This is a genomic window from Dietzia sp. SYD-A1 (assembly GCF_015356725.1).
Lineage (GTDB): Bacteria > Actinomycetota > Actinomycetes > Mycobacteriales > Mycobacteriaceae > Dietzia.
Map to the genome: position 1 here is coordinate 1 of NZ_JADDKI010000020.1, position 17,562 is coordinate 17,562.

15 protein-coding genes are annotated in these 17,562 nt (G+C 67.7%); 10 read left to right on the forward strand and 5 right to left on the reverse strand.

What is annotated here, in order from left to right; translation table 11 throughout:
- Positions 1–587: ATP-dependent dethiobiotin synthetase BioD (bioD, locus tag IY392_RS01085; protein WP_194860301.1), on the forward strand; the 587-nt coding region annotated here is incomplete at its 5' end.
- A 52-nt stretch (positions 588–639) separates the two neighbouring features.
- Here bioD and IY392_RS01090 read toward each other — a convergent pair.
- Positions 640–2,127 (reverse strand): glutamine synthetase beta-grasp domain-containing protein, encoded by a 1,488-nt coding sequence (locus IY392_RS01090; protein WP_194860302.1) that lies wholly within the window; start codon positions 2,125–2,127, stop codon positions 640–642.
- Positions 2,128–2,293: 166 nt separating this feature from the next.
- Between IY392_RS01090 and IY392_RS01095 the strand changes: the two genes are divergently transcribed.
- Positions 2,294–2,818 (forward strand): putative immunity protein, encoded by a 525-nt coding sequence (locus IY392_RS01095; RefSeq protein WP_194860303.1) that lies wholly within the window; start codon positions 2,294–2,296, stop codon positions 2,816–2,818.
- Here IY392_RS01095 and IY392_RS01100 read toward each other — a convergent pair.
- Positions 2,815–3,795 (reverse strand): LLM class flavin-dependent oxidoreductase, encoded by a 981-nt coding sequence (locus IY392_RS01100; RefSeq protein WP_194860314.1) that lies wholly within the window; start codon positions 3,793–3,795, stop codon positions 2,815–2,817. The two genes, IY392_RS01095 and IY392_RS01100, sit on opposite strands and share 4 nt — an antisense overlap.
- Before the next feature lie 308 nt (positions 3,796–4,103).
- Here IY392_RS01100 and IY392_RS01105 point away from each other — a divergent pair, with 308 nt between their 5' ends.
- Together IY392_RS01105 and IY392_RS01110 are read left to right on the forward strand one after the other, a co-directional pair.
- Positions 4,104–5,282, forward strand: coding sequence for a phosphotransferase family protein (locus tag IY392_RS01105; protein WP_194860304.1), 1,179 nt, complete (start codon positions 4,104–4,106; stop codon positions 5,280–5,282).
- A gap of 75 nt (positions 5,283–5,357) precedes the next feature.
- Entirely contained in the window at positions 5,358–6,458 is a 1,101-nt protein-coding gene (locus tag IY392_RS01110; protein ID WP_194860305.1) for a hypothetical protein, read from the forward strand.
- A gap of 420 nt (positions 6,459–6,878) precedes the next feature.
- Here IY392_RS01110 and IY392_RS01115 read toward each other — a convergent pair whose 3' ends face one another.
- The gene (locus tag IY392_RS01115; RefSeq protein WP_194860306.1) at positions 6,879–7,283 is read right to left on the reverse strand and encodes a hypothetical protein; all 405 of its coding nucleotides are present in this window, start codon (positions 7,281–7,283) and stop codon (positions 6,879–6,881) included.
- Between the two features lie 77 nt (positions 7,284–7,360).
- Here IY392_RS01115 and IY392_RS01120 point away from each other — a divergent pair, with 77 nt between their 5' ends.
- Positions 7,361–7,558 carry a hypothetical protein gene (locus IY392_RS01120; protein WP_156607075.1) on the forward strand — a complete coding sequence of 66 codons (198 nt, stop codon included), beginning with the start codon at positions 7,361–7,363 and terminating at the stop codon, positions 7,556–7,558.
- Between the two features lie 290 nt (positions 7,559–7,848).
- On the opposite strand, the gene IY392_RS01125 is transcribed toward IY392_RS01120, so the two are convergent.
- Both IY392_RS01125 and IY392_RS01130 read right to left on the reverse strand, forming a co-directional pair.
- Entirely contained in the window at positions 7,849–8,583 is a 735-nt protein-coding gene (locus tag IY392_RS01125) for a DUF5663 domain-containing protein (RefSeq protein WP_194860307.1), read from the reverse strand.
- Positions 8,580–10,688 carry a type IV secretory system conjugative DNA transfer family protein gene (locus IY392_RS01130; protein WP_194860308.1) on the reverse strand — a complete coding sequence of 703 codons (2,109 nt, stop codon included), beginning with the start codon at positions 10,686–10,688 and terminating at the stop codon, positions 8,580–8,582. The genes IY392_RS01125 and IY392_RS01130 overlap by 4 nt, the downstream gene beginning before the upstream one ends.
- A gap of 1,089 nt (positions 10,689–11,777) precedes the next feature.
- Here IY392_RS01130 and IY392_RS01135 point away from each other — a divergent pair.
- The 5 genes from IY392_RS01135 to IY392_RS01155 all read left to right on the forward strand — a co-directional run bounded on the left by IY392_RS01135 (position 11,778) and on the right by IY392_RS01155 (position 17,485).
- Positions 11,778–11,963, forward strand: coding sequence for a hypothetical protein (locus tag IY392_RS01135; protein WP_194860309.1), 186 nt, complete (start codon positions 11,778–11,780; stop codon positions 11,961–11,963).
- Between the two features lie 78 nt (positions 11,964–12,041).
- Positions 12,042–13,685 (forward strand): hypothetical protein, encoded by a 1,644-nt coding sequence (locus IY392_RS01140; RefSeq protein WP_194860310.1) that lies wholly within the window; start codon positions 12,042–12,044, stop codon positions 13,683–13,685.
- The gene (locus IY392_RS01145) at positions 13,675–14,337 is read left to right on the forward strand and encodes a hypothetical protein (protein WP_194860311.1); all 663 of its coding nucleotides are present in this window, start codon (positions 13,675–13,677) and stop codon (positions 14,335–14,337) included. Before IY392_RS01140 ends, IY392_RS01145 begins: the two co-directional genes overlap by 11 nt.
- Positions 14,334–15,935, forward strand: coding sequence for a hypothetical protein (locus tag IY392_RS01150; RefSeq protein ID WP_194860312.1), 1,602 nt, complete (start codon positions 14,334–14,336; stop codon positions 15,933–15,935). Before IY392_RS01145 ends, IY392_RS01150 begins: the two co-directional genes overlap by 4 nt.
- Positions 15,932–17,485, forward strand: a complete 1,554-nt coding sequence (locus tag IY392_RS01155) for a hypothetical protein (protein ID WP_194860313.1) — start codon at positions 15,932–15,934, stop codon at positions 17,483–17,485. The genes IY392_RS01150 and IY392_RS01155 overlap by 4 nt, the downstream gene beginning before the upstream one ends.
- The last annotated feature ends 77 nt before the right edge of the window (positions 17,486–17,562 follow it).

The window sequence follows — 17,562 nt, forward strand, 5'->3', positions numbered from 1 at the left end:
TCCTGGAGGTGCGGCGCCTGCCGGATCCGCTGGCCCCCGAGACCGCCGCTCGAGTGGCCGGGGTGCCGCAGGCGACACTCGACGACCTCCTCGGGCCGATCCGGCGGTGGCTCGGCGGCACCGACACGGGTTCCTCCGAAGCCTCCGCACCTGCTGAGGAGCCCACCACCCCGGCCGGCCGGCTGGACCTGATCGAGGGCGCCGGTGGTGTACTCGTGCGCCTGGGCGCCGACCTCACGGTGCTCGATCTCGCCCGGTCGCTCGACGCCCCGGTGGTCGTGGTGGCCCGCGCGGGACTGGGCACGCTGTCCGATACCGAGCTCACGGTCCGCGCGATCGGTTCAGCGGGACTCCGGTGCGCCGGAATCGTGATCGGCTCGTGGCCGGACGACCCCGACCTCGCCGAGCGCTGCAATCTGGACGACCTGCCCCGCCTGGCCGGGGTTCCGGTGCTCGGCCGGGTGCCCGCGGGGGCCGGTCGGCTGGATCACGTGGAATTCACCCGGTCCGCCCCCGCGTGGTTCGACTCCGGCGCCCTCGACGCACTCCGAGAGGTGTACCGGCCGACGACTGTTCCGACACCGTAGGCACGGCGGACCCAGACCGGATCCCCCTGCGGAGACCGCACGGCGGTTAAACTCAGCCGACGTGCCAGTGGCGGTGGATGAGCTCCTCGCGCGCGGCCTCGTCGTCGTCGCCCTTTCCGCCAGGTACCTCGTCGGCCTCGGCGTCGGCGTCGCGCAAGCCGGCGAGCAGGGCGTCGATCAGGTTCTCAGGGAAGACGCCGTCGGCTTCGAACATCTCGCGCTCGGCCTCCAGCACGTCGGCCGCCTCCCCACACGAGGTGGGCAGCTGCTCGAAATCGTCGTTGGTGTCGGCGTTGAGGCGGTCCGCCAACTCCAGGCTGCCGTCATCTCCCAACGCGCGCGTCGCGGCGACGGCCATACCCGCCAGGAGCAGGTGGACGTCGGCCGAGCCGTCGCCGAGTCGCAACTCGATGGTCTGGGGGTGAGTGGCCGGTTCGGGGACGGGCTCGGTGCTGCCGGGATTGGCGTGGGCCACCATGCCGGCCAGCACGTCGCCGCCCCAGGCCAGTGGGACCCGGACCAGGCCGGTGCGGTCCTTCTCCCCCCAGCAGATGTCCTCGGGCGACTCGTCGCCGGCGGTGAACCGCAGGTAGGACGTGGGGACGGTGTTGCCGACCGCGGACAGTGCCCTGGCCGTCGAGAGGTAGCCGGCGATCAGCCGTCGCCCGGTGGCGTTGATCCCCGCCTTGGTGACGAGGGTGTTGGTGCCGTTACGCACCAGTCGGCTGTGGATGTGCAGGCCGTTCCCAGCGCCCTCGCCGCTGACCAGCGGCGCGAACGTCGCCTCGAGGCCGTGGGAGTAGGCGACCTCGCGCACCACCCATTTCGCCAGGACGAGGTTGTCGGCGGCCTGCTCCAGCGGCACCGGCTGGAGCTCGATCTCGTGCTGAACCAGCTGACGGTCGTCCTCGAGGATGTTGCCGACCTCGCCGTGGGCGTACTTCAGCGGCACCCCCATGGAGGAGAGGTGACCCAGCACCTGCTCGCGCACCCGCTCGTGCTTGGAGAAGGGCCCCGACTCCTGGTACCCGCGCTCCTCCTCGACGGGATAGAGCGCCTCGGGCCGGTCGACGAGGTAGTACTCCAGCTCACCGAACGCCTCGAGCGTCATGCCGGTCTCCTGGGTCAGCACCTCGGCGCCGCGGCGCACGACCTGCTCGCGCGCGTACGGCAGCGGCGTGCCGTCCTCGCGGTAGAAGGAACACAGGACGTCGAGGGAGATCCGCTCTCCGAAGGGGTTGAGAAAAGCGGTGCGGTGCCGCGGGACGATGTAGACGTCACTGGCGTCGGTGTCGGTCCCGGGAAAGACGCTCGAGCCGTCCACGCGCTCGCCTCGCGTCAGAACCTCGTGGAGGTGCTGGCGGGAGTTGATGGGGAAGGCCAGGGTCTTGAGACGACCGTCGCCGCCGACGTAGCGCAGGTTCACCTGCTCCAGTCCCAGCTCTTCGACCGCTCGGACGAGGGCGTTCGCGGTGAACTCCGCCGAAGGCATGCCGAGCAGGCGGACGAGGGGGTGGGGTTCGAATGCGTCGATGGGCATCCCTCGTTGTATCAGCGTTGCGGGGCAGTCCCCACCGGAGGAGCGCACCCCCCGGGCGAGACCGCCTGATTCCGCCTGGAACGTGACTCTCCCTGGAACGTGACTCCGCTTGGAACGTGGCTCTGCCTCGAACGTGATTCTGCCCAGAGCACGGGAGAATAGGGCCATGGGCGCAGCGGACTTCGATCTGACGATGGACGAGCTACGAGCGGTCGTGCGGTTCGCCGCCGACTGCGCTGAGGGACTGCTCCCCGAGTTCGACGCCGTGGCCCCGGATGACTCACGTCCACGAGACGCGATCGACGCGGCGCGCGCGTTCGCCGACGGCGCTCGGCGGTCGAACCTGCAACGAACCGCCGCCGTCGCCTCCCACCGCGCGGCCAAGGAGGTCTCCGACGAGAGCGCGCAGCTCGCGGCACTCGCCTGTGGTGACGCCGCGGCGGCCGCCTACCTCCATCCGATCGCCAAGGCGTCGCAGGTCGGACACATACTCCGCGCAGCTGCGTGCGCCGCGCGGGTGACCGAACTGAGGACCGGCACTTCGGAACGCGACACGGTTCGAGCCCTGGCTGGTCGGACGACCCCGCCCGTGCCCGCGATTCTTCGTCGGTACCCGGAGGCACCGACTGGCAGCTCACGCGTCTCGCAGCTGATGAGCGCGCTCGACTCAGCGATTCGGGAACGCGATTAGAACCACAGCTCGGCCAGCAGTTCGATCGACCGGTTCCGCACCACCGGGTCGTACGCGTAGGTCACGGTGATCAGCTCGTCCGCGCCCGTGCGCGCGACGAACTCGTCCAGCTGCGCCTTGACGGTGGCCGGCGATCCCACCGCGCTGATCTCGAGCATCCCGGGCGAGCTGCCGGCGAACTGCTCCGGGTCGACGGGCGGCTGGATCTTGCGGCGTCGCCCGGCCCGCAGGTCGAGGAACATCTGCTGGAGGGTGGTGAACTGTCTCTGCGCTTCAGCGTCGGTGTCGGCGACGATTACGTTGATCCCGGCCATCACCTGGGGCGTGTCGAGGCGCGCGGTGGGGGCCTCGGTGCTGAAGGACTCCCGGTAGACGCGGATGGCGTCGTCGATCTGGTCGGGCGCGAAGTGCGAGGCCAGCGAGAACGGCAGCCCTAACTGACCGGCGATCGAGGCGCCGTTCACGGTGGACCCGAGCACCCAGATCGGCACCTCCATGCCCTGAGAGACCGACGAGAGGATCGGGGTGCTGTGCGCGGTACCGGTCTCGCCGAACCACGCCTGCAGGTCGTAGATGTGCTGGGCGAAGGCCTGCGGCTCGGCCGACGACCGGCTCAGTGCCTGGGCGGTCATCCCGTCGGTTCCGGGGGCGCGGCCCAGCCCCAGGTCGATGCGGTCGCCGTGGAGGTTGGCGAGCGTGCCGTACTGCTCGGCCACCATGAGCGGGGCGTGGTTGGGCAGCATCACTCCGCCGGAGCCCACGCGGATCCTCTCCGTCACCGAGGCCGCCTGCGAGATGAGCAGCGCCGTCGAGCTGGACGCGAGGTTGGGGGTGTTGTGGTGCTCGGCAAACCAGAGCCGGTGGTACCCGAGCCGGTCCGCGAGGCGCGCGGACTCCATCGAGGCGGCGATGCCCTCCCTGGCGGTCGAGCCGTCGGAGATGGAGACCAGGTCGAGGATGCTCAAGGGGATCGACAACTGCACACCTTCTTCTGCGTTCACTTTTCGAGGTTTCGAGTCGGCACGACCCGCGATCCGAGGCTACCGACGCGAGGGGATCGGTGACGGATCATCGAAACCCCTGTAGTCACCCCCACCCCCCGGGTGGGACGCCAGGCGGTCCGCCTCTACGCCTGAGTATGACGACGACGACAACGCGCGCCTTCACTCCGGCGGGAACGGCGCCGGGTTGCGCATTTCGAGCACTTCCTCATGTGCTGTGGGTCACACTGATCCGAGCGCGGGTACCGCCCGCGCGGCAGGTCCGCACGAAGGGTCCACTCCAGATGACTGACCACGCGACGCAGGTGACGTCCACCGAGTCCAGTTCGACATCGACGCGATCAGACGAACCACTCAACCAACGCATCACCTCGGGCGAGGCCGACCTCGATGAGTTCCGTGAGCGCCTGACCCTGTGGTTGGCCGGCCGGGACGAGGTCGACTCCGACGCCGGGGTCGAGGTCTCTGCGGTGAGCCGGCCGGAGAGCTCGGGGATGTCCAACATCTCGGTGCTGTTCGACGCCGCGTGGACCCCGGGCGGGTCGAGCGAGCGCCAGTCCGTGGAGTTGGTGGCCCGGATGTGCCCGCAGGACGACGCGTTCCCGGTGTTCCCCGTCTACGACCTGCAGAAACAGTTCGACGTGATGAGAGTGGTCCGCGAGAACACCGACCTACCGGTCCCCCGCGTCCGCTGGCTCGAGCAGGACCCGGCCGTTCTCGGCACTCCTTTCCTGGTGATGGACCGGGCCAGCGGCCGGGCCCCGGTCGACAACCCCCCGTACGTCTTCGACGGCTGGCTCCTGGAGATGGACCCCCAGCAGCGGCGGGAGGTGCAACGGGAGTCCCTGGCCGTGTTGGCGGCGATTCACCAGATCCCGCAGCCCGCCGACCTGGTGTCCTCGCTCGCTCCCGCCCCCGGCATGAGCGCGCTGCGCGCCCACGTGGATGAGCAGCGCGCCTACTACCAGTGGACGACCCGGGAGGACGGGTTGACCATCCCTGTCATCGACCGAGCCTTCGAGTGGATCGAGGCCCACTGGCCCGAGGAGGCCAGCCCGGACGCCTTGAGTTGGGGCGATGCACGGATCGGCAACATTCTCTACGAGGGGACGCGACCGTCCGCAGTCCTGGACTGGGAGATGGCGACCATCGCGCCGCCCGAGGTGGATCTGGGGTGGTTCCTGTACTTCCACGACGTGTTCCAGGAACTCGCGGTGGCCTTTGACTTCCCCGGGATTCCGGACCTGTTCGAGCACAGCGAGGTCGTCGAGCAGTACGAGCACCTCACCGGATCCACGGTCCGGGATCTGCCGTTCTACTACGTGTACGCCGGGCTGCGGCAGGCCGTGATCCTGTCGCGGATCACTCGCCGTCGTATCCACTTCGGCGAGGTGGAGACCCCCGCCCACCCGGACGAGTACGTCCTCCACCACACCAAGTTGGCGCAGCTCATCGCCGACTGACCACGCCACCGGCCCGCCGCTCCCACCAGCCTCTCCCCCGCTGCCCCAGCGGCCGACTACTGCCCGAGGATCCACGTGAAACCCACCCCGCTCGACGAATTCCCCGTCCACCAGACGCCGCTGCCGATGGCGCAGGTGGGCACGAGCGATCGGAACTTCTACGACCGCTACTACTTCAACGCGCACGACCGCACCGGGGAGGTGTTCCTGGTGACCGGGTTCGGGGTGTATCCCAATCTCGGCGTGGTGGACGCGTTCGCGACGGTGCGCCACGGAGACACGCAGCGGTCGGTGCGGTTCTCCGACGCACTCGAGTCGCGGTCGCTGGAGCCGGCGGTGGGCGGGTACCGGATCGAGGTGATCGACCCGCTGCGGATGTTGCGTCTGATCTGCGAGCACCCGGACCTGTCGATGGACATGACCTGGCAGGGCTCGTTCGATGCGGTGCTCGAGGACCGGCACGTCCTACTGGAGGGAACGCGCGCGATGCTGGACGCGAGCCGGTTCGCGCAAGTGGGTAGCTGGTCGGGAACGCTCTCGGTGGACGGCCGCGACTTCTCCGTCGACCCCGACGTGTGGTTGGGCACCCGGGACCGCTCGTGGGGGATCCGCCCGAGCGGCGAGTCCGATCCGCCGGGCCGGTGGGCGGCCGAGCCGCGCGAGGGGTTCTGGTGGACGTACATCCCGCTGCGCTTCGACGACTACGCGATGGTCGTGATTCTCCAGGAGAGCCCCGACGGGCACCGCACGCTGAACCACGCGAGCCGGGTGTTCGCCGACGGACGGATCGAGCAGTTGGGTTGGCCGCGGCTGGAGGTCGACTACCGCAGCGGCACCCGTCATCCGGATTGCGCCAGGCTGCACCTGACCACTCCCCGCGGTGAGCCGTTGTTGCTAGAGGTCGAGACGCTGGTCGGGGTCCCGCTGAGCATGGGCGCGGGCTACGTGGGCGACCCGGCCTGGTCGCACGGTCGCTGGATGGGCCGAGACTGGAGTGAGTCCGTCACCTACGACATGACCTCCCCTGACGTGGTGAACATGCTGCCGTTCAACGTCGTGGACCACGTGGCGCGCGCGACCTGCAACGGTGATGTGGGCTGGGGCCTGTTCGAGCACGCCACCATGGGTCGGCACGACCCGTCGGGGTTCGGCGGGTGGGGGGATATGGCGGAGTAGCTGCGACTACTACGGATAAGGTCGACGCCCGCAGTTGACGCACGCTGATAGGGGCCTTAGTGCTGCGGATCGTGGTTACTGTCTCAGACATAGGCCCTTACCGTGCGGCCTATGAGGCCGAGAATTCACCTTATGTGAAGCTAACGGTGCCGGTGTGCCAATCGCGCGAACTCGACCTCTCCCTCGATTTGTCCGCAGCCCATTCCAGTTCGGGCCGCACATAACCTTTGCATAGGAGGACATCGAGTCGCCGACTTACCACTTTTTGGGCTGGTGGAGCACGGTCTGGAAAGTGCGCCGCAATGGTGCAGATGGACGGCCTCGGAGTCCGAGGAGTAGACCGACGCGACGTAGATCGTCGTAGTCCCCATGGGGATAAATTACCTGCGCACCCGAGCAGCAAGTCCCTACACGCCTACCTTAGATCCAGAGTGGATATCCTTCCCCGGTTCGGACAATCTCCTCGATGGGTACCGGGGTTGAGTCAGACGATAAGTTCAGAACCTCCAAGAACAGGACGGCATTGAGGCCTTCGATAAGCATCCGATGCGCCTCACCGCTGCGCTCACCTGGATCGAGCAGAAAGAAGACGCCGAACGACTTTGTACCAGCAAGCGTGCGGAATGCGCCGAAGGCATACTCAGCTCCACCTTCGCGCTTAAGTATCAAATAGCCGCCGCGGCTCTCGCTGACCGACTCACGAAAGCCTAGTGTCTCGCCTCGAACAAGGACCCTAACGAGGGTATCGGCGTCGCCGTGTTCGGTATAAACCACGGGGTTGATCGGCCCTAGGTTCGATCGAAGCTCGTGGAACATTTCCACCATCAACTGAGCTTGCGTTGGATCAGATTGCACCACAGTCCCCTTCCGTGCACATAAGCTATGGTTCACAGTAGCTGTTCATGGGGACAGCGGGGAGCGTTGGAGGAACAGTGGCGGATCTCAGTGGATACCAGAAGGACATGGCGTACCTCAAGGAGAAGAGCGACAAGAGGACGCTCTCCAGCGACAACGCGATTTACAAGAAGCTGGATGAGAAGGCAAAGAATCTACCCAACTTGAGGCGCTTCCTGAACGATCTCAACGTCAACTACGTCTGAGAGCCCTGTCGCGGCGTCTTGCGTCGGCGGAGTCGAGTTTTCGGGTCTGCACGCGGCACTTGGATGTAATGACATAGACGTTAGTTAAGCGGCTGATCGGCGGCCGCACCTCAGGTGTTCGATCATCCGCCAGTGGGCTGATCGGTCTGAATGGAGATCGTCAGGATCGGCATCCGCCGAGAGCAGCGCCGCGAACCGATTGCCGGACCGCCACTGCTCGGCGGCGGTTTCGAGGTCGCAGCAACCGTGACTACCGACGTGCTCGCGAGATGCCCCCGCACTTCGTGTTGTCAGTTGTCGCTGCGACTGGCGGCGGGTGTGGACTGCAGGGCGTCGATAGCGGCGCGGGCGGTGGTGAAGACCTCGCTGATCGCGGCGTCGAGACCGTGAACGGTCAGTCCGGCACTAGGTTGGGCAAACCGAATGATCATGCTGTCCTCGATGGCCACGATTCCTGCTCGGCCGGCGGTCAGGGCGGTTCGACATGCCGCAGTCAGGTGAGCATCGGAGACGTTCCCAAAGCTGCAGAACACCTCGAGCCACCACTCGCGGGCGGCCACCCCAAGGTGGAGGGGGCGACGACCTGGGTGCTGGAGGGCCAGTATGACGCGGTGATCGTTTGTGTCTTCGGTCGAGTAGCGCCCATTGAGGGTGTTGACGATTGAATCCCAGTCGGGCAGGGGTAGGGCGGTGGTGTCGAGGGGTCGTCCGGCTTCGGGGTCGTTGGACAGAACCGCCCGCACAGTCTTCTCCAGCTCCGCGTCAACGACCTGCGGAGTGAGTTCTCGGTATCCAGGTCGCATCTGCTCGAGCCATGCGGTGGCGTCGTCATGGTCGCCGGAGATCGCATCGAATTCCTCGAGATGCGTGTCGGACATTCCTTCGGAGAGGGCTGCGCCCACGCGGTCGATGATGTGATCGGCGGTCAGTAGGGACAGCTCGGTGAGCACGGCTGGTGCAAGCCCGGGCAGGTGCTTGCTCAGGTGGTCGGAAGTCAGGGTGAAGGTGAGGTCATCAACGCTCATTGCTGCTCCGTGGTGGTGGGGTGGGCGAAGGCACGCTTGGCCAGCCACTCCTCCAGGAAATCCGATCGCGGGACAGCGTCGGGGTTTCTGGGCGCAGGGGCTAGGGGGCCAGTGTGTTCCAGGTGGCTGTAAGCCTGGGAAAGTCGGTCGGTACCAAATAGCGGGCGTGCGTTGCGGTAGGGGTCGACGAGGTCGTGGCGGGTGTTGTCTCCCACCGTCTGCTCGCTGCGGTCGTGGCGGCGAGTTGGCCGGTCATTGTGGTCGATGTGCAGGGTGAAAGGCCGGGCAGCCAGTGTGTCCGTCGACCGCAGAGTCAGCGCCTGCAAGTCGGGCAGGATTGGCAGGTCAATAGCAGAAACGGGGTCGGCGAACCGCTCGGCCAGGGCTCGGCCGTCGGCGGGAGAGGTACGAAACGCCACGGTAGTGCCGACATTGCCGTCCAGAGCGGAACGCAGTTCGGGGGCCAACTGGTCGAGATACTGGTGTGCCAGAACCAGGGAGAGACCGAACTTGCGGCCCTCGGACAGGATCCGGTCCATCGACCCGCTATGCAGGCTGTGTGCTTCATCGACCATCAACGTCACCGGGGTGGTGCCACCCCGGCGCAGCGCCGCGGTCCACACAGCGTTGACAAGGAGCATCCCGAGCAGCCGTGACGCTATCTCTCCGAGAGTGGCTAGGGACAGATCGATGAGGATTATTCGACCGGCATCCATCGCCTGCCCCCAGTCGATGGAGTTCTCCCCGGTGCCCAGGATGGACCGCATTGCCGAGGTTCCGGAGATCTGCTCGAACTTGGAGGACACCCACGCGTGCAGATCGCCATTTTCAGTGGAGCGCTTCAGTGCTCTCTCGTTACCAAGCCAGCGTGCGAGTCGGGGTTCAGTGCCGGGATGGTTCTTCACAGCCTCGACCAGTCGGTCGTCAGCAAAGAATCCCGGTACGTCCAGTAAGGAGGCGCGCGGCCCAGAGATGGTGCACAAGGCACGCAGCGCCATTGAGCAGCGCTCGAGGAACCGAGGTCCGACAATCCCGTCGCTCTTAGGGTCGTACAAGCGCTGAAACATGTCGCCGATCTCTGCGATGACCAGCTCGCGGTGCTGAGGATCGGCAACGGCCAGCGGATTGAATCGGAACGGATTGTCCAGGTCCCCGGCGCGGATAAACCACGCCCGCTTGGCCGCCTTGGCGGACAGTTCGGCCGCGATGCGCTCCACTAACTGTGAGTGCGGGTCCAGGACGATCACGCATTCGCCGGCATCCGCGAGGTCCCCGGCCATCGCCGCCACCAGTGTGGACTTGCCGGTGCCGGTCTTGCCCAGGATGTGGACGTGCCGCTCCCGCTCATGCCCGGTGAGCCGCACGTCCACCGATCGACGGTCGGCGGTCCGGGCACACCCCAGCCTCACCCCTGGCGTCCGTTGATCGGGTCCTCCGTGTCTCGCCACGGTGGGAGCTACGGCCCTGTCTGAGGCGGCCGCGACGGCCACCCCCGACAGCGGGACGTCGGTAGCGACAGGCATCCGCAGCACCGCAGGAACAGTGTCAGACTCCACGAGTAGGCCAGGCCTGCTGCCCCCAGGCTCGCGGCCAGCGGGCCGCAGTCCCGGGAAAATGCGCCGTACCAGTGCTTGCGCAGTCACGGGCAGCGTCTCGGTGACACATTCCAGACGGGGACGCACGACCGTGCTGCCCGGTGAGGTCGATGAACCGGCCTCCACGTCCACGCAGTATGCAACGTCCGGGTGACGCGACAACAGCCCGGTGAGTTCATCGATCTCGACGAGCAACGCAGACCCACCCCGGGGTGCTTCCCACCGGGGCGGCATCGTTGCCGCCCCGGTGACGAAACCGGGACTACCCCCGGCGACGACCGGCACCAGATCCCACACCCACACCGTTTCCGGCCAGACGAGATCAGTACACGCGGTGACGTCGCCGATCGGCAACAGCGCATCGGCCACCGCCTGACCGGCCCCCGGACCCTGCCTGGATGAGGAGCGCACGCGCAGCTGCACACCACTGCCGTCGACCACCCCCAATCGCAGCGACAGACCACCCTCCAGAATGCTCGCCGTCGCCGCCAGGGACTGTGCGACGGACACCACCCGAGTGAGCGCCTGCGACTCCGGCAGCGGCCGACAGGCGATCAGGGTCGCGCCGTCCCACACGGAGGGAAATGACCGACTTCCGACTCGGTAAGCCGATGAAGCTCCGTCCATGGATGTGACCTTTCTGTCTAGGACCATCGATCTGTTTGACCCGAGAATGTCGCCAATGGGGGAAGGCGTCGGTCTCACGCCCTGTCTTTCGTCGCGGAGTCGACCATGTCCGCTCCTGACTCACCCCGCGACGCACCACCGTGGTTGTCGCTCCACTCCCCCTGCCCGTCAGGGACGCATGCCACGGCATCGGCAATGTGCAGGGGCTGGTAGCAGAAGGTTTCGAAGTAGGTGCAATAGCTTTCGGACCGGTCCAGAGGGCCAGGCACCAGCAGATCTCCGCGCCTGGCTACTAAGGCGGTGGACCGAGAGACGATCCAATAGCGACCGGATCGCGGGGCAGGGATGGCGTCGACGGTCAGGGCTGCGGCGTCGATGTGGCGGACCGGCAGGACTCCACGTGCCAGGGGATCAGTGAGGTGGCCCAGTGTGGGAGTGGTGGCGGGCCGGACCGCGCCCGTGCGACCACTGGCGGCAGGCCACGTCCGCAGGAACCGGCCATTACCGTCGGCGAGCGTCACCGGGTGCGCTGTGAGGTTGACGACTGTGACTAACGGAGTGACACTCCCGCGTCGCTGATCCGGACTTGCCGGGGCGGGGCAGAGGTCGCAGGCCCTGCCCCGCTGCCTGATCCGATGGAGGTGACGGTCCGGGTGTCCGGGGTCTTCTGGAGCGCTCGTGCTGCAGGTGGAGGGGATCGCGCTTGCAGGAGGAAAGCTCGGCGACACCCTTGACCCCTTCTTTCGTGATTGGGGGCAGCCCGCCCTGGGGGTGGGGCGGCACCTGACCTGCCAGGGACGAAAGGCGAGGCGTCGCAGAACTGTGGCGGCACTGACTGCGCGATGGTCGGCCGGGTCCCTGAAGGGTCTGGTACGCGCCCTCGCCGGTGCCTTTGCTCGAAGTTGCGCTGATCGAGAAGGGAACCATCGCATGGACAGCCGCCACGGAATTCGCTCATTTCCCAAGTGCCCCATGACGGGCAAGCAGCGTCTGGACGATATCCGGGACGTGCACCTGGTGTTGCGGCAGGCCCGCCGGGTCCAGGGTGCCGCCCGGGTGGAGGGACGCAGCTGCACGTGGACGGTCGCCCGCGGCTACGAATGCGACCACTGCGGCGGGTGGCACCTGACGTCCCAGCCGGGACATCTCGCGGCATGAGACCTGAGATCTCCTTGAAGAATTCCTCCCTACCGCACGGCCGGTTCGGGGGATGATCCTGCCGGGAGGTGGTGACCGGTGGCCGTGATCCGGTTCAAAGTAGCGGGAATCCAGCGGTACATCTTCGCGGGTGGATCGTTTCTGGACCCGGCCGGTCGGTCCGGGCAGGTGGAGGCCCTCACCAGCCGAACCTTCCTGGAGAAGTTCGGTGACCACGTGCAAGTGTGGCACTCCGCCGGCGGGGCCGCCGTCGCCCGTGTCGACGACGCCCATGCCCGAGACGTGGTCGCCGCGTGGTCCCGCACCGTCGCGAACGTGTCCGACCATCTGTCCGTCTCAGTGGACCGCGTCGACGGACTCGACGATCAGCCGATCCGGGTTCTCCAGCACAACGGATGGGCCATGAGTCGGGCCCGATCCCGGCGGGTTCCGACCGCTGCCGGGACAGGCGCCTTCGGGCCGGTCCGCTGCACCGAGACCGGCGACGCTGCCGAGATCCTCGTCCACGACGGTGGCGGGGCACAGGTGCCGATGTCGGGTCAGGCGCACGCCGCGCGGGAAGAGGGCCGTCGTGCCCATGCGAGGTACCAGAAACGGCTCCTGGACGGTGTCACCGCACCGGAGGGCATCAGGTGGCAGCTGCCGAGCAAAATCACCGACCTCGGACGCAGCGGGGGAGAGATGTCCCAGGTCGGTGTGCTCGTGGCGGATCTCAACCAGATGGGCAGGCTCCTGCGCTCCTTCGGTGATGGCCTGAGCCAGGAGGTCGACGCCGGTCGCTGCGACCAGACAGGCGCTCTGGCGCGGTGGCAGGCGGTCAGCGCCGCTCTGGCCGACACCCAGTGGGCCATGTCCACTGCGGTGTGCGCCCGCCTGGTTGAGCTAGTCGACCTGGACACGGACAACCAGCGTCCCCGACTCCGCGGCCACGGGTCCGGCGGACCAGTCGTCGATCTGGCCACCGGCCAATCCGAAGGGACTCAGGTCGTGTACCTGCCGGTGCGCCCGTGGATCATCGCCGGCGACGACCTCGTCATGGTCTGCGACGGCCGCCTCACGCCGCTGGTCGCCCAGACGCTGATGCACTGGCTCGACGATGAACCGGTGGACGAGCGAGACCCGCGCCGGGTGCTGCGCTCCGAACTCGGGCAAGTCCCCACCATCGGAATCGGGGCCGCCGTGATCCCTCAGGGACTTCCTTTAACAGCAGGCCACCGCATCGCCGAGTGGCTGTGCGACTCCGCCAAGGCCCGCTGCCGAGAGTTCGCCACCGCCGGTATCCAGTCTCATGGATTCGATCTGGACTGGTCTCACACCGGTCCCGACATCGGCGCGATACACCGGTTCCGCGAGGAACAGGCCCGGGCCGGCCTCTACATCGGCCCGATGATGCGGCAGCGCGGTACGGGCCACAACCCACGACTGTGTGACGTGTCCTATGTGTTCGACGAACTGATCGGCGGGCAACTGCGGGCCGACCCGTCCCCGGCCCGGAGCCGACTCAAAGGCCCGATACGTTCAGCGATTCTTGCCGGCTCCCAGCGCCGTGCCCACGCGGAGTTGATGAACGCCTACCAGCAGTCCGGAACCGCCTGGCCTCCTCCCGGGCCGACGCCGACTGCCAGCGACCGGCAGGTCCCTATGTGGGCGTGGTATCGGGCCATCGAGGGGATGGACCACGCCGTCCTCACCCCGAAAGGAGGTGCTGGGGATGCGGCTTGAGATCCTTCTGGCCAGCGAGATGGTGATCGGCACTGTGGGCACATCCTCCCCGCTGGTCGACATCGACACGGTCTGCGACGAGTTCGGGCTTCCCGAGATCCCGGCCACCCGGTTGTCCAGCCGGCTCCGGGATGCGATGCTCGCGATCATCGACCGACCCGGCGACGACGAAGAGACGGGTGAGGCGCGTCGTTCCACGGCGGCCCGGCTGCTGGGGATGCCCGAGGCCATCGGTTCCTCTCGACTGGTCACCGTGGACACCGCACGGCTCCCCGACACCTACCGCAGTTCGGTGGCCGCATTGGCCGATGGACTCGCCCGCACGGGGGCTCGGCAGTGGGTGGTGGAGCAGTGCAGGTCCACGCACCTCGTCAGGCGCGTCCAGACCCGCTCCGACAAAGACCGCGGCCCGGTCCCCGAGACGATGCGCGTGAGCGCCGCGGTACGCGAGGGCACCGTCCTCTACGCCCCGGTGTCGTGGAAGCGGCCACCGCGGGACGACGAGTGGGAGTTGTTCGAGCAGGTCGTGGGAGCCCTCAGGCAGGTCGGTGGGGGCGAGAGCAACGGGTGGGGGTTGGTTACCTGCCGGATCGACGGCACACGACCTGTGGCCGCTCCTGTCGCTGCCGGCCAGGAGAGAGGTGCCCGATGACCACGAGAATCCGGTTGCACTGGACCGTGAACGACAACGCCGTGCTGGCCGACGCCACGGTGAGGAGCTGGCAGAAGACGCTCACTGAATTCCCCGGACCAACCACCCGGGGTGTCCTCAATGCCCTGGCCATGGCCACGGGCTCTGCGGAGCTCCACCGTCAGTGGATCGTCGACGGCCGACTCCAGGCCGCACTGGGACTGCCTGTCCTCGACGGAGCGGGCACGTCGTCGATCGTGCCCGCCGACTGGGTCGAAACCACCGACGACGACGACCACCCGGTGCTGGCCCCTGTGGACTCGCTCGCCGCGGACTGCGCGTTCTCCTCACCTCCGGGCTACGGCATCCTGACCTACGACGGCTTCTGCCCGGTCACCGTGGAGACGGCGACCACCCTGCGTCTGGTCCGTTCCCGCGAACGCGGCGCCGTCGAGGGATACGGCCCATTTGCCGTGCAATATCTCACCGCCGGCCAACGGTGGTGCAGTGACCTGCTGTGGACCGGACCTGACGACGAGGCCGGCACCGTCGTCGAGACCCTCACCTCCACCGCCGCCAAACAGCCCCTCACTGTCGGGTCGAACCGGGATTCCGGGTTCGGTGGCTCCGTCACCGTCACCGCCGAGATCATCGACGATCTCACCGCACTCCTCCCGCCTTCCCTTGTCGACGGAGTCCCCGCCGGGACGGAGTTCTGCCTGGTCGCCACCTCCCCGGCCCTTGTACGCGGCGACCATGGTGATCACGACCCGGCCGCGTTCTCGACACGGGTGGCCGAGCTGGTCAGCACGGTCGTGGGCAGCCCGGTGACCATCACCGGGGGCGCGCTCGCCAGCAGCACCGTGTCCGGCTCCCCTGCCGGCTTCGGCGGTCACCGCCCCACCGTTCCCGCAGCCGGAGCCTCGAGCTGCGTGTACCTGTCCGCCGACGTCGATGTGGCCGCCGACGCACTGGCCACGGTGCTCACCTGCAGGGTCGGCGACCGCACCGTCGACGGCTTCGGGGTCTTGGGGGTGTGGCCCTGCAAGCCCGTGCCCCTGGTCACCCCTCAAACCCCGTCAACTCGCCACCCGATTCCCACACCCGAGCAGTGGCGGCACGACCCGCAGTCCACGACACTGTGGCGTGAGCTGCTGCTCGACCGGGTCCTTCCCCAGTGGTGGCAGGACTGGCTCACCGACACCGCGGCCGCCTGGGCCGAGACCGCCACGGATCTCCCCCGACCGGACACCCTGCGTACCTTGGCCGACATCGCGGGCCCCGGCGAACTGAACAACCTCGCCAACAGACTCCAGAACAATCCCCGCGACGCCCGTTGCCGGATCGGAACCGGCGACACCCGCGTCACGCTGCACCAATGGTGCCGAACCATGGCCCGCCCCGACGAGACCACCCCGGCCGCACCGACTCACGGCGACGACACGTGGAATCGCCGCTGGCCGGCACATCTGGACCAGCTCCTCGGCGACGACGACACCACCCGCGCCGTCACCGCCCTGCGCACGGACAAGGAAGCCCAGTGGTCGATCGACGTCGCGCGCGCCGTCGGCAAACTCCTGCACACCCGTGCACGCATCAGTAAGGAGACTGCCCCATGACCCCCTCGGTGAACGCCCTGGCCGGACGAGGCGGGCTCCCCCGCCGGATCGCCGAACACTGGTTGGTGTCGATCGACCTTCGGGCCACCACCCCAATCCGGTTGGCGGACGGCGATCGCGATCTCATGCACCGCACTGGCCTCAAGGGCGCACTCCGACACCTGGCCACCGCCCGGATCGGGTGCACCGCCGCGAGCGAGCTGTTCGGCCCCGACCCCGCGTCGGGACAACACCTCGGACGCACGGGACTGGTCGTCCCCCTGTCCATCTCCGAGATCGACAAGCCCGCGCACCCGCGCTCCCTCACCCGATCCGTCGTCGCGCTGTCCCCGACCACCTCGACAGTCGAGCAGGGCATGCTGGGCCAGCATGCCCTCACAGTCGATGCGCGGATCAACGTGCTGCTGCGGATCGACATTCCGCATACAGACCGCGACCGGTTTCGGAACCTGGCGGCCCAATTGATCCGATCAGTCCACCGGTTCGGGCTCAGCGACGGGCTCCGTGGGAACGTCGGAGCCGGACGCTTGGTCGTCGACGACCTCACCGTTCGTGTCCTCGACATGACCGTTGGCCGTGACTTCGACACCTGGTATGCCACCCCCTGGGCGGACATGGGAAACCTTGCCCGACCCGGCCGCGAGGATGCGGCCGGCCGCGACCTGACACTGACGGACCTGGATGATCTGGCCCCCACTGTCGGTGAAGCCGACAGGATGCGTGTGCTCTGCCTCACCGCGACGGTGGACATGGTCGAGCAGCTCCCCGCCTCTGACCCCGAGGCCACCCGGGTCTCCAGCGTCCGGCTCGGACCGGTGACCAGCGGACTGCCTGGCGTGGATCCGGTGGACCATGGCCGACAGGAAGGCCACGGATCCTCGCGGTGGCTCACCGGCGACGCCCTCAAGTCGTGGCTCACCCGTGCCGCGACCCGCATCCTCCTCGACGCCGCGGCGGCACGCACAACCGACGGGGGACTTTCGGCCGATCAAGCCCAGCAGATCCGACACCTCGTCGCCGAAGTGACCGGTGGCCGCCGCGCCGACGGCACACTGGCGGCCAGCCATCTTCACCTCAGCGACTGCAACCGGTGGGTCGACATGAACGACCCCACCGCGGAGCCGACCACACTGCACCTTCATCGCACCCCCCGCCACATCCTCACCGGCGGCGTCATCAGCGGACTTCTGCTCACCTATGAGGTCACGGTCGGCGCTCGGACGACGATCACCCTCGAGATCCTCGACCCGACCCCACGAGACCTCGCGCTGACAGCAATGACCATCGGGCACCTGAGCACACCGTGGGCCGACCGCATTCCTCTGGGCGCGATGTCCGCGATCGGGCACGGAACAGCTCGGCTTTCCAGCGTGCACCTGACCTACGACGACCTCACCGAGACGCGGGAGCTCGACACCTCGGGCGGCGACGACGCGGGTGACCCGATCGCCCAGTGGGCGGGGTGGAACGAGGTCAAGTGCGGCATGGCCGACCTCGCTGACGCACTTGACCGGATCTGCCCCCCCGAGCCCGCAGGAGAGCCCGCATGACCGGCCGCACCCCCACGGGACTGACCACCACCCATCTGGACCCCGCCGCCGCCACCGGCTTGGCCCTGTGGGCCATC

Coding starts and splice junctions, on each gene's coding strand:
- IY392_RS01135 (WP_194860309.1), top strand. CDS start 11,778: ATGACGGGCAAGCAGCGTCTGGACGATATCCGGGACGTGCACCTGGTG.
- IY392_RS01105 (WP_194860304.1), top strand. CDS start 4,104: ATGACTGACCACGCGACGCAGGTGACGTCCACCGAGTCCAGTTCGACA.
- IY392_RS01120 (WP_156607075.1), top strand. CDS start 7,361: ATGGGGACAGCGGGGAGCGTTGGAGGAACAGTGGCGGATCTCAGTGGA.
- IY392_RS01150 (WP_194860312.1), top strand. CDS start 14,334: ATGACCACGAGAATCCGGTTGCACTGGACCGTGAACGACAACGCCGTG.
- IY392_RS01090 (WP_194860302.1), bottom strand. CDS start 2,127: ATGCCCATCGACGCATTCGAACCCCACCCCCTCGTCCGCCTGCTCGGC.
- IY392_RS01095 (WP_194860303.1), top strand. CDS start 2,294: ATGGGCGCAGCGGACTTCGATCTGACGATGGACGAGCTACGAGCGGTC.
- IY392_RS01145 (WP_194860311.1), top strand. CDS start 13,675: ATGCGGCTTGAGATCCTTCTGGCCAGCGAGATGGTGATCGGCACTGTG.
- IY392_RS01155 (WP_194860313.1), top strand. CDS start 15,932: ATGACCCCCTCGGTGAACGCCCTGGCCGGACGAGGCGGGCTCCCCCGC.
- IY392_RS01115 (WP_194860306.1), bottom strand. CDS start 7,283: ATGGTGGAAATGTTCCACGAGCTTCGATCGAACCTAGGGCCGATCAAC.
- IY392_RS01125 (WP_194860307.1), bottom strand. CDS start 8,583: ATGAGCGTTGATGACCTCACCTTCACCCTGACTTCCGACCACCTGAGC.